Origin of the sequence: Pseudomonas sp. WC1, from assembly GCF_050586565.1 — a bacterium.
Classification (GTDB): domain Bacteria; phylum Pseudomonadota; class Gammaproteobacteria; order Pseudomonadales; family Pseudomonadaceae; genus Aquipseudomonas.
Map to the genome: position 1 here is coordinate 19033 of NZ_JBOBDQ010000003.1, position 14358 is coordinate 33390.

At 62.9% G+C, this 14358-nt stretch carries 17 protein-coding genes and 1 tRNA gene; 14 read left to right on the forward strand and 4 right to left on the reverse strand.

The window, feature by feature from the left end:
• Window positions 1-12: 12 nt before the first annotated feature.
• Window positions 13-903 carry a bestrophin family protein gene (locus ACQ4OD_RS01730; RefSeq protein ID WP_111532086.1) on the reverse strand — a complete coding sequence of 297 codons (891 nt, stop codon included), beginning with the start codon at window positions 901-903 and terminating at the stop codon, window positions 13-15.
• A gap of 190 nt (window positions 904-1093) precedes the next feature.
• Between ACQ4OD_RS01730 and ACQ4OD_RS01735 the strand changes: the two genes are divergently transcribed.
• Window positions 1094-1255: a DNA-binding protein gene (locus ACQ4OD_RS01735; RefSeq protein WP_198754927.1), complete on the forward strand. Its 162-nt coding sequence runs from the start codon at window positions 1094-1096 to the stop codon at window positions 1253-1255.
• 155 nt (window positions 1256-1410) lie between these two features.
• On the opposite strand, the gene ACQ4OD_RS01740 is transcribed toward ACQ4OD_RS01735, so the two are convergent.
• Both ACQ4OD_RS01740 and ACQ4OD_RS01745 read right to left on the reverse strand, forming a co-directional pair.
• Window positions 1411-1890, reverse strand: a complete 480-nt coding sequence (locus ACQ4OD_RS01740) for a GNAT family N-acetyltransferase (protein ID WP_102682087.1) — start codon at window positions 1888-1890, stop codon at window positions 1411-1413.
• A gap of 216 nt (window positions 1891-2106) precedes the next feature.
• A tRNA-Leu gene (locus ACQ4OD_RS01745) sits at window positions 2107-2191 on the reverse strand.
• A 109-nt stretch (window positions 2192-2300) separates the two neighbouring features.
• Between ACQ4OD_RS01745 and queA the strand changes: the two genes are divergently transcribed.
• The 6 genes from queA to ACQ4OD_RS01775 all read left to right on the forward strand — a co-directional run bounded on the left by queA (window position 2301) and on the right by ACQ4OD_RS01775 (window position 8374).
• On the forward strand, window positions 2301-3350 hold the full coding sequence (gene queA, locus ACQ4OD_RS01750; protein WP_430943795.1) for a tRNA preQ1(34) S-adenosylmethionine ribosyltransferase-isomerase QueA: 1050 nt from the start codon (window positions 2301-2303) through the stop codon (window positions 3348-3350).
• Between the two features lie 14 nt (window positions 3351-3364).
• On the forward strand, window positions 3365-4480 hold the full coding sequence (tgt, locus tag ACQ4OD_RS01755; protein ID WP_023629281.1) for a tRNA guanosine(34) transglycosylase Tgt: 1116 nt from the start codon (window positions 3365-3367) through the stop codon (window positions 4478-4480).
• A gap of 42 nt (window positions 4481-4522) precedes the next feature.
• Window positions 4523-4858, forward strand: coding sequence for a preprotein translocase subunit YajC (gene yajC, locus ACQ4OD_RS01760; protein ID WP_102682084.1), 336 nt, complete (start codon window positions 4523-4525; stop codon window positions 4856-4858).
• A 64-nt stretch (window positions 4859-4922) separates the two neighbouring features.
• Window positions 4923-6785: a protein translocase subunit SecD gene (secD, locus tag ACQ4OD_RS01765; RefSeq protein WP_102682083.1), complete on the forward strand. Its 1863-nt coding sequence runs from the start codon at window positions 4923-4925 to the stop codon at window positions 6783-6785.
• Window positions 6786-6795: 10 nt separating this feature from the next.
• On the forward strand, window positions 6796-7704 hold the full coding sequence (gene secF / locus ACQ4OD_RS01770) for a protein translocase subunit SecF (RefSeq protein WP_139668974.1): 909 nt from the start codon (window positions 6796-6798) through the stop codon (window positions 7702-7704).
• 121 nt (window positions 7705-7825) lie between these two features.
• Window positions 7826-8374 (forward strand): glycine zipper 2TM domain-containing protein, encoded by a 549-nt coding sequence (locus ACQ4OD_RS01775; RefSeq protein ID WP_102682081.1) that lies wholly within the window; start codon window positions 7826-7828, stop codon window positions 8372-8374.
• Window positions 8375-8584: 210 nt separating this feature from the next.
• Here the strand turns inward: ACQ4OD_RS01775 and suhB are convergent, their stop codons facing one another.
• On the reverse strand, window positions 8585-9403 hold the full coding sequence (gene suhB, locus ACQ4OD_RS01780; RefSeq protein WP_046854248.1) for a type III secretion system regulator SuhB: 819 nt from the start codon (window positions 9401-9403) through the stop codon (window positions 8585-8587).
• Between the two features lie 151 nt (window positions 9404-9554).
• Here suhB and trmJ point away from each other — a divergent pair, with 151 nt between their 5' ends.
• The 7 genes from trmJ (at window position 9555) to hscB (ending at window position 14333) form a co-directional block, all read left to right on the forward strand.
• The gene (gene trmJ / locus ACQ4OD_RS01785) at window positions 9555-10310 is read left to right on the forward strand and encodes a tRNA (cytosine(32)/uridine(32)-2'-O)-methyltransferase TrmJ (protein WP_102682080.1); all 756 of its coding nucleotides are present in this window, start codon (window positions 9555-9557) and stop codon (window positions 10308-10310) included.
• Window positions 10311-10313: 3 nt separating this feature from the next.
• Window positions 10314-11102 (forward strand): serine O-acetyltransferase, encoded by a 789-nt coding sequence (cysE, locus tag ACQ4OD_RS01790; RefSeq protein ID WP_102682079.1) that lies wholly within the window; start codon window positions 10314-10316, stop codon window positions 11100-11102.
• A gap of 168 nt (window positions 11103-11270) precedes the next feature.
• Window positions 11271-11762, forward strand: a complete 492-nt coding sequence (gene iscR / locus ACQ4OD_RS01795) for a Fe-S cluster assembly transcriptional regulator IscR (RefSeq protein ID WP_023630639.1) — start codon at window positions 11271-11273, stop codon at window positions 11760-11762.
• Window positions 11763-11806: 44 nt separating this feature from the next.
• Window positions 11807-13021 carry an IscS subfamily cysteine desulfurase gene (locus ACQ4OD_RS01800; RefSeq protein ID WP_023630638.1) on the forward strand — a complete coding sequence of 405 codons (1215 nt, stop codon included), beginning with the start codon at window positions 11807-11809 and terminating at the stop codon, window positions 13019-13021.
• Window positions 13022-13067: 46 nt separating this feature from the next.
• On the forward strand, window positions 13068-13454 hold the full coding sequence (gene iscU / locus ACQ4OD_RS01805; protein ID WP_023630637.1) for a Fe-S cluster assembly scaffold IscU: 387 nt from the start codon (window positions 13068-13070) through the stop codon (window positions 13452-13454).
• 25 nt (window positions 13455-13479) lie between these two features.
• Window positions 13480-13803, forward strand: a complete 324-nt coding sequence (iscA, locus tag ACQ4OD_RS01810) for an iron-sulfur cluster assembly protein IscA (protein WP_023630636.1) — start codon at window positions 13480-13482, stop codon at window positions 13801-13803.
• An 8-nt stretch (window positions 13804-13811) separates the two neighbouring features.
• Window positions 13812-14333, forward strand: coding sequence for a co-chaperone HscB (gene hscB, locus ACQ4OD_RS01815; protein WP_031315121.1), 522 nt, complete (start codon window positions 13812-13814; stop codon window positions 14331-14333).
• The last annotated feature ends 25 nt before the right edge of the window (window positions 14334-14358 follow it).

Sequence of the window (14358 nt, forward strand, 5' to 3'; positions counted from 1 at the left end):
GGGGCCGGGCGCTCAAGGCACGCTGGCTGTACACTGCGCCTCACGCTGCATCGACTCCAGGTTGCGTTCGATGGTCTCGCAGATCGTGTCCATCGGGATCTGATGCTCGCTGATGCGGAACGGGCTCTGCAGGTCCGTGCCGATCCGTTCGATCGCCAGCAGCATGAAGCCGACCACGGTCGAGGCCAGCGGCGTGAACCAGCCCAGCGATTCCACCAGCCCCACCGGCACGATCAGGCAGAACAGCGTGATGAACAGCCGTGGGAAGTACACATAAGGGTAGGGCAGCGGCGTATTGGCGATCCGCTCCATCCCGCCCTGGGCGTTGGACAGGTCCACCAGCGTCGACTCCAGGCGCGCCAGACGAATGCTGTCCAGCCGCCCGGCCTGGTATTCCTGGGCCAGCAGTGCCGCCGAGCCGCTGAGGATGTCGTTGGCGAAGTTGTTGGAGCGATTGCGCCGTTCGAACTCGCCGGGCGGTATGAAGGCCATCAGCTCGTCCGGGCATTTCTCGTTCTTGAGGTGGGCGGCCAGGCAGTTCACATAGGCGATGTGCCGGCGCAGCAAGGTCGCCTTCACCGGGTTCGGCCCGTCAGCCGGGTCGTCGACCAGCGTCAGCACCTGCCGGGCGAAACTGCGTGAACTGTTCACCAGCGCCCCCCACAAGGTGCGTGCCTCCCACCAGCGGTTGTAGGCACTGCTGTTGCGAAAGCTCACCAGCACCACCAGCGCCGAGCCCAGCAGGGTGAGCGGGATCAGCGGCAGGCTGAACTTGCTGTTGAAGAACAGCATGAAGTCGATGGTGACCAGCACGTCCCAGATCAGCAGCCAGAACAGCGACCAGCCGATGTAGCCGAAGGTCTTGACCACCAGGCGGTACTTGCGGGCGAGGAGGGCTTTCACGTTGGGGGAACCTCGAAGCGGGGATGCAGGTTCCGACGTCGCGGGAGGGGTTAAGGTTCGCTGGGATTCGTCGCAGGGTGTAACGTGGTTTTTCTGATCAGTGCTTAAGAAGATGCCTACATCAAGCGGAGAAACGTCCCTCGCGGCGATGGTTTAGGCTCATGACCCATTCACTTTCAGGAAGTCGAGCATGACCAGTGAACTGACGTCATTCAAGGTTGCGGATCTACTGGATTCAGAGGCAGCGATTCAGGAATACCTGTCACAGGTACTGGCCGAAGGTGACGCAGATGAAATCATTCGAGCCCAGTCCCATGTCCAGGCCGCACGCTTGCGCACTACAGATGGCTAGTCCAGCCAGATTCCTTGCACCCGGTCTTTTGTACTGCACTGTCGCACGGTGAGTAGAATTGCGAGCATCGTCAGCGTGGGAGCGGGCTTGACCCGCGATGGCTGCAACGCAGCCTCAATCCAGGCCACACTGCACACCGGTAAACCATATCAACCTCAGCCCAACACCTGCTTCATCTGCACCAGCGCCACCCGGCTTCCATCCGGCGCCCGCCGCTCCTCGATCCCGAACGGTACAAAACCCAGCTGTGGATAAAGCAGCAGCCCTGCGGTGTTGTGATTGAAACACGATACCCAGACCTCCCGCGCTGCGAACTCTTCGCGAGCCAGGCCGATCATGCACTGCACCAGATAACGTGCCACCCCCTGACCCCGCGCAGCCGGCGCCACCACCACATTACCCAATGCGCAGACGCCGCCGTGTTCGGCTTTGTAGAAATTGGCGAAGCCAACGATCACGCCATCGGCCTCGATGACAGTCGAACCGCTGCGCAGGGTGATGGCTTCGCTCAGCTGCGCGGGTGTGAGCGGGTAGGTGGCTTTGGGGAACATGTAGAAGAGTTCGTCCGGGCTTTGAGGGAAGCCGCAGAGCGTGGCGATATCGGCAGGCTGAACGGGGCGATGGCTTAGTGGCACAGGGAATGTTCCGATGGGGCTAGAAGTCACTTACCCTGTGCGGCTGGTAACGTGAAGTCAATGCTGTGGCGCTACGGTAAATCGCACTAAGTGTGATTTTCTGTGCAGTCAGGAGTGTCGCAAGACTTGGCTAGAGGCGGTAAAGCAGCTGCCTCTTAGCACCCTGGCATGCCAGACACAAAAAAACCGACCATAAGGTCGGTTTTTTCTGGATCTTGGTGCCCCGAGGGAGACTCGAACTCCCACTCCTTTCGAAAACGGATTTTGAATCCGCCGCGTCTACCAATTCCGCCATCAGGGCTTGTGGCGCCGCAGTATAGAGAGGTCGCCCAAGGCGGTCAATCGGCTTTCATGGTCAATTTTCACGCATTGGGCTAAACTTCCCGGCCCTGTCGAACCCGAACATCATCATGCGCGTCGCCGATTTTTCCTTCGAACTCCCCGATTCCCTGATTGCCCGCCATCCACTGGCCGAGCGTCATGGCAGCCGCCTGCTGGTGCTCGACGGCCCCAGCGGCGAACTGGTCCACAAGCAGTTCACCGACCTGCTCGACTACCTGCGCCCCGGTGACCTGATGGTGTTCAACAACACCCGGGTGATCCCGGCGCGGCTGTTCGGCCAGAAAGCCTCCGGCGGCAAGCTGGAAGTGCTGGTCGAGCGCGTGCTCGACAGCCACCGCGTGCTGGCCCATGTGCGTGCCAGCAAGGCGCCTAAAGAAGGCGCGCAGATCCTCATCGACGGCGGTGGCGAGGCCGAGATGGTCGCCCGCCACGACACGCTGTTCGAGCTGCGTTTCAGCGAAGAGGTGCTGCCGCTGCTCGAGCGCGTCGGCCATATGCCGCTGCCGCCGTACATTGACCGCCCCGACGAGGGCGCCGACCGCGAGCGCTACCAGACCGTCTACGCTCAGCGCGCCGGCGCCGTGGCCGCGCCCACCGCCGGCCTGCACTTCGACGAGGCGCTGCTGGAAAAGATCGCCGCCAAAGGCGTTGAACGCGCCTTCGTCACCCTGCACGTAGGGGCGGGCACCTTCCAGCCGGTGCGGGTCGACAAGATCGAAGACCACACCATGCATAAAGAGTGGCTCGAAGTGGGCCAGGATGTGGTCGATGCCGTGCAGGCCTGCCGCGCCCGTGGCGGGCGGGTGATCGCCGTGGGCACCACCAGCGTGCGTTCGCTGGAGAGCGCGGCGCGCGATGGCGAGCTCAAGGCGTTCAGCGGCGACACCGACATCTTCATCTTCCCCGGCCGGCCGTTCCATGTGGTCGATTGCCTGGTCACCAACTTCCACCTGCCGGAGTCCACGCTGCTGATGCTGGTCTCGGCCTTCGCCGGTTACCCCGAGACCATGGCCGCCTACGCGGCGGCGGTCGCGAACGGTTACCGCTTCTTCAGTTACGGTGATGCCATGTTCATCACCCGCAATCCGGCGCCACGCGGCCCAGAGGATCAAGCATGAGTCGCACCTGTCGAATGTCGTTCGAACTGCTGGCCACCGACGGCAAGGCCCGTCGCGGCCGGCTGACTTTCCCCCGTGGCACGGTCGAAACCCCGGCCTTCATGCCGGTGGGCACCTATGGCACGGTCAAGGGCATGCTGCCGCGTGACATCGAGGCCATCGGCGCCGAGATCATCCTTGGCAACACCTTCCACCTGTGGCTGCGCCCGGGCACCGAGGTCATCAAGAAACACAACGGCCTGCACGATTTCATGCAATGGAAAGGCCCTATCCTCACTGATTCCGGTGGTTTCCAGGTGTTCAGCCTGGGCGCCATGCGCAAGATCAAGGAGGAAGGCGTGACCTTCGCATCGCCAGTGGACGGTTCCAAGGTGTTCATGGGGCCGGAAGAGTCCATGCAGGTCCAGCGCGACCTGGGCTCGGACATCGTGATGATCTTCGACGAGTGCACGCCGTACCCGGCCGAGCACGACGTGGCGCGCACCTCGATGGAGCTGTCGCTGCGCTGGGCCCAGCGCTCGAAGAACGCCCATGGCGACAACACCGCGGCGCTGTTCGGTATCGTTCAGGGTGGGATGTACCAGGACCTGCGCATGCGCTCGCTGGAAGCGCTGGTCAACATCGACTTCGACGGCCTGGCCATCGGCGGCCTGTCGGTGGGCGAACCCAAGCACGAGATGATCAAGGTGCTGGACTACCTGCCCGCGCAGATGCCGGCTGACAAACCTCGTTACCTTATGGGGGTAGGCAAGCCGGAAGATCTTGTAGAGGGTGTGCGCCGCGGCGTCGACATGTTCGACTGCGTGATGCCCACGCGCAACGCGCGCAACGGCCATCTGTTCGTCGATACCGGGGTGATCAAGATCCGCAACGCGTTCCATCGCCACGATGAATCGCCGCTGGATCCGACCTGCGATTGCTACACCTGCACCAACTTCTCCCGCGCCTACCTGCACCACCTGGACAAGTGCGGCGAAATGTTGAGCAGCATGCTGAATACCATCCACAACTTGCGCCATTACCAGCGCTTGATGGCCGGTTTACGCGAGGCTATTCAACAGGGTAAATTGGCCGCCTTTGTCGACGCCTTCTACGCCAAGCGCGGGCTTCCCGTTCCGCCTTTGGACTGACTGTTCGCAACCATTATTAGAAAATTCCATTAGGAGAGCCCAATGAGCTTCTTTATCCCCGCCGCCTACGCGGACGCAGCAGCCCCAGCCGCCGGCCCAGCCGGTACCGGCTTCGAGTGGATCTTCCTGGTCGGCTTCCTGGTCATCTTCTACCTGATGATCTGGCGCCCGCAGGCCAAGCGTGCAAAAGAGCAGAAGAACCTGCTGAGCAACCTGCAGAAAGGTGACGAAGTTGTCACCAACGGCGGCATCGCCGGCAAGATCGTCAAGGTTGCCGATGACTTCGTGGTCCTGGAAGTGTCCGACACCGTCGAACTGAAGTTCCAGAAGGGCGCCATTGCCGCGACCCTGCCAAAAGGTACGCTCAAGGCTATCTGAGTTACCGGTTTCATTTTTCCAGTCGGGGCGCGCAAAGCGCCCCGCGTCTTGAACGGGCGGCGTGATGCTGAACAAATACCCTCTGTGGAAATACCTGCTGATCGTGGTGGTACTGGCGATCGGCTTCATTTATTCCGCACCCAACCTCTACCCGGATGATCCGGCGGTGCAGATCAGCGGCGCCAGTTCCGCCCTGCATGTCAGCCAGGCCGACCTCGATCGCGTCACCAAGGCGCTGACCGATGCCGGCATCACCGTCAAAGGCGGCAACCTGGGCGAGAAGGGCAGTGCGCTGGTGCGCCTGACCAACCAGGAAGACCAGCTGCCGGCCAAGGATGTGGCGCGCAAGGCCCTCGGTGACGACTATGTCGTGGCCCTGAACCTGGCCCAGACCACCCCGCAGTGGCTGCGCAACCTGGGTGCCAGCCCGATGAAGCTCGGCCTGGACCTGTCCGGTGGTGTGCACTTCCTGCTGGAAGTGGACATGGACAAGGCCATGACCGCGCGCATGAAAGTCTACGAAGGCGAGGTCAAGACCTTGCTGCGCAAAGAGCGCGTCCGCTACCGCAGCCTGCCGCAGCAGGACGGCGGCATCATGCTGGGCTTCGCCGACGATGCTACCCGCGAACAGGCGCGCAGCCTGATCCGCAAGAATTTCAGTGATTTCGACCTGACCACCACCGAGCGCAACGAGCTCGCCGTGCTGCGCCTGGCACTGACCCAGGCCAAGGTCGCCGAGATCCGCGAATACTCCATCAAGCAGAACCTCACCACCGTCCGCAACCGTGTGAACGAGCTGGGCGTGGCCGAGCCGCTGGTGCAGCGCCAGGGCGCCAACCGCATCGTGGTCGAGCTGCCAGGCGTGCAGGACACCGCCGAAGCCAAGCGTATCCTCGGCAAGACCGCCAACCTGGAGTTCCGCTTCGGTGCCGAGCCGGGCGCGTCCAAGGCCACCACCGAGGTGTTCGAGTTCCGCGAAGGCGGCCGCTCCGCTCCGGTCGAGCGCGGCCTGATCATCACCGGTGATCAGGTCACCGACGCCCAGGCCAGCTTCGACGAGCACGGTCGCCCGCAGGTGAACATTCGCCTCGACGGCCATGGCGGCGAGCTGATGAGCCGCGCCACGCGCAGCAACGTCGGCCGCAGCATGGCGGTGATCTTCATCGAGCAGAAGCCGGTGACCCGCTACCAGAAACAGGTGGTTGACGGCGTCGAGAAAGAAGTCGCGGTGCAGACCTTCCAGGAAGAGAAGAAGATCATCAGCCTGGCGACCATCCAGTCGCCGCTGGGCAGCCAGTTCCGCATCACCGGGCTGAATGGCCAGGGCGAGTCCTCCGAACTGGCCCTGCTGCTGCGGGCCGGTGGTCTGGCCGCGCCGATGTACTTCGCCGAAGAGCGCACCATCGGCCCGAGCCTGGGTGCCGACAACATCACCAAGGGTATTGATGCATCCCTGTGGGGCATGCTGTTCGTCTCGCTGTTCATCATCGCCATCTATCGCGCCTTCGGCGTGCTGGCGACCATCGCCTTGGCGGGCAACATGGTCCTGCTGCTGGCGCTGATGTCGCTGCTGGGGGCCACGCTGACCCTGCCGGGTATCGCCGGTATCGTGTTGACCATGGGTATGGCGGTGGACGCCAACGTGCTGATCTTCTCGCGGATCCGCGAAGAGATCGCCGCCGGCATGTCGGTGCAGCGCGCCATCCACGAAGGTTTCAACCGCGCCTACTCGGCGATCGTCGACGCCAACCTGACCACCTTGCTGGTCGGCGGCATCCTGTTCGCCATGGGTACTGGTCCGGTCAAGGGCTTCGCGGTCACCATGTCCCTCGGGATTTTCACCTCGATGTTCACCGCCGTCATGGTGACCCGCGCACTGGTCAACCTGACCTGTGGCGGGCGTGACATCAAGAAGCTGTGGGTTTGAGGGAGCTGCGATGAAAACCATCAACTTCATGGGCGTGCGCAATGTCGCGTTCGCCATCACCGTGCTCCTCACCGTGCTGGCGCTGTTCAGCTGGTGGCACAAGGGCCTGAACTTCGGCCTGGACTTCACCGGCGGCACGCTGATCGAGCTCACCTACGAGCGCCCGGCGGACCTGGAGAAGGTGCGTACCGAGCTGGTTGGCTCCGGCTTCCACGATGCCGTGGTGCAGAGCTTCGGCGCCACCACCGACCTGCTGGTGCGCATGCCGGGCGATGACCCGCAGTTGGGCAACCGTGTGGCCGAGGCGTTGCAGAAGATCGGTGGCGATAACCCGGCCACGGTCAAGCGCGTCGAGTTCGTCGGCCCTCAGGTGGGCGAAGAGCTGCGTGACCAGGGCGGCCTCGGCATGCTCCTGGCCCTGGGCGGCATCCTCATCTACCTGGCGTTCCGGTTCCAGTGGAAGTTCGCGGTCGGTGCGATCGTCTCGCTGATCCACGACGTGGTGGTGACCCTGGGTATCCTGTCGTTCTTCCAGATCACCTTCGACCTGACGGTGCTGGCGGCAGTGCTGGCGATCATCGGTTACTCGCTCAACGACACCATCGTCGTGTTCGACCGGGTGCGCGAGAACTTCCGCGTGATGCGCAAGGCCTCGCTGATCGAGAACATCAACATCTCGACTACCCAGACCCTGCTGCGGACCGTCGCCACCTCGGTATCGACTTTGCTGGCCATCGCCGCGCTGCTGTTCTTCGGCGGTGACAACCTGTTCGGCTTCTCCCTGGCGCTGTTCATCGGCGTCATGGCGGGTACCTACTCGTCGATCTACATCGCCAACGTGGTGCTGATCTGGCTGAACCTGAGCAGCGAAGACCTGATCCCGCCGGTCAAGGCCGAGGGTGTGGACGAGCGCCCGTAGGGCTTCGCCCCACGCCGTCTGGCGTAAAGAGAGGCGCGAGTGTTGAACTCGCGCCTTTTTTTTTGCTCCAAGGCTGGGAGAAGGCGGGCCCTATGCCCGCGGGTACGATCAGGAGGTTCACGTGAACAAATCAATGCTGGTGGGTGCGGTTCTGGGTGCTGTCGGTGTGACTGCCGGAGGTGCTGTGGCGACCTACAGCTTGGTGAACAAGGGGCCTGAGTACGCCCAGGTCACCGACGTGCAGCCGATCAAGCAGCAGGTGAAGACGCCGCGCGAGGTCTGCAAGGATGTCACCGTGACGCGCCAGGCGCCGGTCAAGGACCAGCACCAGATCGCCGGTACGGTGGTCGGCGCCATCGCTGGTGGCCTGTTGGGTAACCAGATCGGCGGCGGTACTGGCAAGAAGATTGCCACCGTGGCCGGTGCGGTCGGCGGCGGCTATGCCGGCAACAAGGTGCAGGAAGGCATGCAAGAGCGTGACACCTACACCACCACGCAAACCCGTTGCAACACGGTCAATGACATCAGCGACAAGGTCGTGGGCTACAACGTGACCTATTCCATCGGTGATCAGGTCGGCAAGGTGAAGATGGATCATGAGCCGGGCTCGACCATCCCGCTGGACAAGAACGGCAAGCTGATCCTGAGTCAGAACCAGCCGGGGCAGTGAGCCTTTTGCGGATTCATCTCATGGAACTGTTCGCACTGTGCTGATTTAGCAGGAACAGCGTGGGAGCGGCCTTGCCCCGCGATGCGGTGTATGGCACCGGCTTTGCCGGTGATCGCGGGTCAAGCCCGCTCCCACGCTGGTGATTTACTAAAAACGGCGGCACAAAAAAAGCACCTCGAGAGGTGCTTTTTTTGTGCTCGCAATCGGCGCTTAGCGCTTCATGTGTTCCGGCAGGTGCGGCTGGATGGCAGTCAGCACGGCCTTGAAGCACTTGATGTTGCCCGCGACGATGTGGCCTTTCTCGAGGAATTCGTGGCCACCGTTGAAGTCGCTGACCAGGCCGCCTGCTTCCTGGATCAGCAGCACGCCTGCGGCCATGTCCCACTCGGACAGGCCCGACTCCCAGAAGGCGTCGAAGCGGCCGGCGGCGACATAGGCCAGGTCCAGGCTGGCGGAACCGGCGCGGCGGATGCCGGCGGTCTGGCCGGTCAGGGCGCGGAACATGCCCAGGTAGTTGTCCAGGTCGGCCATCTGGCTGTCACGGAACGGGAAACCGGTACCCAGCAGGGCGCCTTCCAGGCTGGTGCGCGAGCTGACGCGCAGGCGACGGCCATTGATCTGGGCGCCACGGCCACGGCTGGCGGTGAATTCTTCCTGGCGAACCGGATCGACGATCACGGCGTGCTCGAGGCGGCCGCGGTATTTGCAGGCGATGCTGACAGCGAAGTGCGGCACGCCACGCAGGAAGTTGGTGGTGCCGTCCAGCGGATCGATGATCCACAGATAGTCCTTGCCTTCCTCGCCGGTGCCGGCGTGCAGGCCAGTTTCTTCGCCCTGGATGGAGTGGTTCGGGTAGGCCTTGCGCAGGGCTTCGACGATGACCTTCTCGGCGGCGCGATCAACCTCGGACACGTAGTCCTTGGCCTGCTTTTCGTCGACTTTGATGCTGTCCAGGCGTTCGATGGAGCGGAAAATCAGTTCACTGGCGCTGCGAGCGGCGCGCAGGGCGATATTCAGCATAGGCTGCATGGGAAGGTCACCTGGAGATGTTAAAGAGGAAAGCCGGCCATTCTAGCAGAAATCTTTGACGACAGAAGTGTCACATTTGCTTTCATGGCGTTACGCTGGTCGGTTCTGTAAGATCGAACCCTCCTTTTTCTGCATCCGAGAGCACGACACCTTGCTGCAAAATATTCGTGTTGTCCTGGTCAATACCAGCCACCCCGGCAACATCGGCGGCGCTGCGCGTGCCATGAAGAACATGGGCTTGTCGCGCCTGGTGCTGGTGCAGCCGAAAGAATTCCCGGCCGCCGATGCCTCGGCGCGCGCCTCGGGTGCCGACGACGTGCTGGCCGGCGCCCAGGTGGTCGACAGCCTCGAGCAGGCGCTGGTCGGCTGCAGCCTGGTCATGGGCACCAGCGCCCGCGAGCGCAGCATTCCCTGGCCGCTGATCGGTCCCCGTGAGTGCGGCACCAAGGCGGTGGAGCACGCCCTGGCCGGCGAAGAAATCGCCCTGGTGTTCGGTCGCGAACACGCCGGCCTGACCAACGAAGAACTGCAGCGATGTCACTTCCACGTGCACATTCCCTCCAATCCCGACTTCAGCTCGCTGAATCTGGCCGCCGCGGTCCAGGTGCTCGCCTACGAGGTGCGCATGGCCTCGTTGGCGGTGCCGGACGCGGCGCCCAAGGTCGAGAAGGCGGACGCCAATGAACTGGCGACCATGGACGAAATGGAGCTGTTTTATGACCACCTGGAAAAAACCCTGGTGGACATCGGCTTCCTCGACCCTGCCAAGCCCAAGCACCTGATGCCGCGCATGCGTCGGCTGTATGGGCGCAGCTCGGTCGAGCGTACGGAAATGAGCATTTTGCGCGGCATCCTCACCGAGACCCAGAAAGTTGTCCGGGGCGAGCCGCATAAACGGAAGGACTGAACGATGTTCGAGCGTCTGCGTGAAGATATTCAAAGTGTTTTCCATCGTGACCCCGCCGCGCGCAATGCCTTCGAGGTGTTGACCTGCTACCCGGGCATGCACGCCATCTGGCTGCACCGCCTGGGCAATGCCCTGTGGAAGCGCGATTTCAAGTGGCTGGCGCGCCTGGTGTCGAACTTCGGCCGCTGGCTGACCGGTATCGAAATCCATCCGGGCGCGACCATCGGCCGGCGCTTCTTCATCGATCACGGCATGGGCATCGTCATTGGCGAAACCGCCGAGATCGGCGACGACGTGACCCTCTACCAGGGTGTCACCCTCGGGGGCACCAGCTGGAACAAGGGCAAGCGTCACCCGACCCTGGAAAACGGCGTCGTGGTCGGTGCCGGGGCCAAGGTGCTCGGCCCGTTCACCGTGGGCGCCGGGGCCAAGATCGGCTCCAACGCGGTGGTTACCAAGGCGGTGCCGGCCGGCGCCACGGCGGTAGGCATCCCGGGGCGGATCATCGTCAAGACCGAGGATGACGCCATCGAGGCCAAGCGCAAGGCCATGGCCGAGAAGATCGGCTTCGACGCCTATGGCGTCAGTGGCGACATGCCGGACCCGGTGGCGCGCGCCATCGGCCAGATGCTCGACCACCTGCAGGCCGTCGACGAGCGCCTGGAGGGCATGTGTGGCGCGCTGACCCGGATGGGCAGTGACTACTGCGCCAAGGAGCTGCCGGCACTGCCCGACGACGACTTCGCCGAGGCCTGCGTCGAGCTGAAGCAGGGCGACACTCGGTCGCATTGATTGCGCCGGCCCGATACAAGGGGCGTGTGCTCGCGCCCCTTGTCTGCTACACTCGCGGCCGCCTCCCGCATGCATACCCGACTAAAGCACTAGGTCTTATAGTTGACTTAAATGCTCGGGAATCGCATACTCGCACACATCCTGTAACTCCCGTGGTACCCATACGCCATGCGACTGACTACCAAAGGCCGATACGCCGTGACCGCCATGCTTGACCTGGCGTTGCACGCGCAGCAGGGGCCGGTGTCTTTGGCCGATATTTCCGAGCGCCAGGGCATTTCCCTCTCTTATCTGGAGCAGCTGTTCGCCAAGCTGCGCCGCAGCAGCCTGGTATCCAGCGTTCGCGGCCCAGGCGGCGGCTACCAGCTGTCGCGAGGCATGGAAACCATCCAGGTGGCCCAGGTCATCGACGCGGTCAACGAATCGGTCGATGCCACCCGTTGCCAGGGCCTGGGGGATTGCCACGCCGGTGATACCTGCCTGACTCACCACCTGTGGTGTGACCTGAGCCAGCAGATCCATGAATTCCTCAGTGGCATCAGCCTGGCTGACCTCGTCATGCGCCGCGAGGTGCAGGAAGTCGCCCAGCGCCAGGACCTGCGCCGTGTCGCAGGCCGAACTGCCCAGCTGGACAAGATTGAGACGTCCGCCGTCGACTGAAATTGCAGCGACGAGCGACGCCACCGCCTGATAGGAGATACTCAATGAAGTTGCCGATCTACCTCGATTACTCCGCGACCACGCCGGTCGATCCCCGTGTCGCCCAGAAGATGGCCGAGTGCCTGCTGGTTGACGGGAACTTCGGTAACCCGGCCTCGCGCTCCCACGTGTTCGGCTGGAAAGCCGAGGAAGCAGTCGAGAACGGCCGCCGCCAGGTCGCCGAGCTGATCAACGCCGATCCGCGCGAGATCGTCTGGACCAGCGGTGCCACCGAGTCCGACAACCTCGCCCTCAAAGGCGTGGCGCACTTCTATCAGACCAAGGGCAAACACATCATCACCTCCAAGATCGAGCACAAGGCGGTCCTGGATACTGCTCGCCAGCTCGAGCGTGAAGGTTTCGAGGTCACCTACCTCGAGCCGGGTGAAGACGGCATCGTCACCCCGGCGATGGTCGAAGCCGTCCTGCGCGACGACACCATCCTGGTCTCGCTGATGCACGTGAACAACGAAGTCGGCTCGATCAACGACATCGCCGCCATCGGCGAACTGACCCGTTCGCGCGGTGTACTGTTCCATGTCGACGCCGCGCAGTCGGCCGGCAAGGTCGAGATCGACGTGCAAAAGCTCAAGGTCGACCTGATGTCGTTCTCCGCGCACAAGGTCTACGGCCCCAAAGGCATCGGCGCGCTGTACGTCAGCCGCAAGCCGCGCGTGCGCCTGGAAGCCATCATCCACGGCGGTGGCCATGAGCGCGGCATGCGTTCGGGCACCCTGCCGACCCACCAGATCGTCGGCATGGGCGAAGCCTTCGCCATCGCCAAGCAGGAAATGGCCGCTGAAAACGTGCGCATCAAGGCCCTGAGCGACCGCTTCTTCAAGCAGGTCTCGGACCTCGAAGAGCTGTACGTCAACGGCAGCCAGACCCAGCGCGTGCCGCACAACCTGAACCTGAGCTTCAACTACGTCGAAGGCGAGTCGCTGCTGATGTCGCTCAAGGACATCGCTGTTTCGTCCGGTTCGGCCTGCACCTCCGCTTCGCTCGAGCCGTCCTACGTCCTGCGCGCCCTGGGCCGCAACGACGAGCTGGCGCACAGCTCGATCCGCTTCTCCTTCGGTCGCTTCACCACCGAGGAAGAAGTCGACTACGCCGCGCAGAAAGTCTGCGAGGCCGTGAACAAGCTGCGCGAATTGTCGCCGCTGTGGGACATGTACAAAGACGGCGTCGACATCTCCAAGATCGAGTGGGCCGCCCACTAAGCAGTCGCCGGCAAGAGCGGCTCCCTGATGAGGAAGGAATTGCACCATGGCATACAGTGAAAAGGTCATCGACCACTACGAAAACCCGCGCAACGTCGGCAAGATGAACGCCGACGATCCGGATGTCGGTACCGGCATGGTCGGCGCCCCGGCCTGCGGTGACGTGATGCGCCTGCAGATCAAGGTCAACGAGCAGGGCGTCATCGAAGACGCCAAGTTCAAGACCTACGGTTGCGGTTCGGCCATCGCCTCCAGCTCCCTCGCCACCGAGTGGATGAAGGGCAAGACCCTGGACGAGGCCGAGACCATCAAGAACACCCAGCTGGCTGAAGAGCTGGCATTGCCGCCGGTCAAGATCCACTGCTCCGTGCTCGCCGAAGATGCCATCAAGGCCGCTGTTCGCGATTACAAGCAGAAGAAAGGCTTGGTCTAAGTCGACTGCGAGGTAAGGAGTTCCGATGGCTATCAGCATGACAGAAGCCGCCGCCAACCACATTCGCCGCTCCCTCGACGGGCGCGGCAAGGGTGAGGGCATTCGCCTGGGCGTGCGCACCACCGGCTGCTCGGGCCTGGCCTACGTGCTGGAGTTCGTCGACGAGCTCGCCGCCGAAGACCAGGTGTTCGAGAACCATGGCGTGAAGGTCATCATCGACCCGAAAAGCCTGGTGTACCTCGATGGCACCGAGCTGGACTTCGTCAAGGAAGGGTTGAACGAAGGTTTCAAGTTCAACAACCCCAACGTGCGCGGTGAGTGTGGCTGCGGCGAAAGCTTCAACGTTTGAGGCTGGCTGTGGGTACTCTTTGCCATTTCGCCCTGTTCGACCTGCAACCGGCTTTCCGCCTGGACCTCGACAAACTGGCCGTTCGCTATCGCGAGTTGGCCCGTGAGGTCCACCCTGACCGCTTCGCCGACGCTTCCGAGCGTGAGCAGCGTGTCGCCCTGGAAAAGTCCGCAGCATTGAACGACGCCTACCAGACCTTGCGCAGCGCGCCGCGTCGCGCCCGTTACCTGCTGGCCATCGGTGGCCACGAAGTGCCTCAGGAAGTCACGGTGCATGACCCGGACTTCCTGTTGCAGCAGATGCAGTGGCGCGAAGAGCTCGAAGAGTTGCAGGACGAAGCCGATCTTGACGGTGTTGGTGTGTTCAAGAAGCGCCTCAAGGGTGCCCAGGACGCACTGAATAATGACTTCGCCGACTGTTGGGACGATGCAGCCCAGCGCGACAAGGCCGAGCGCCTGATGCGCCGCATGCAGTTCCTCGACAAGCTCGCCCAAGAAGTGCGCCAACTCGAAGAGCGCCTCGACGATTAACCCCGGCGTCGCCCGTGATGACGCC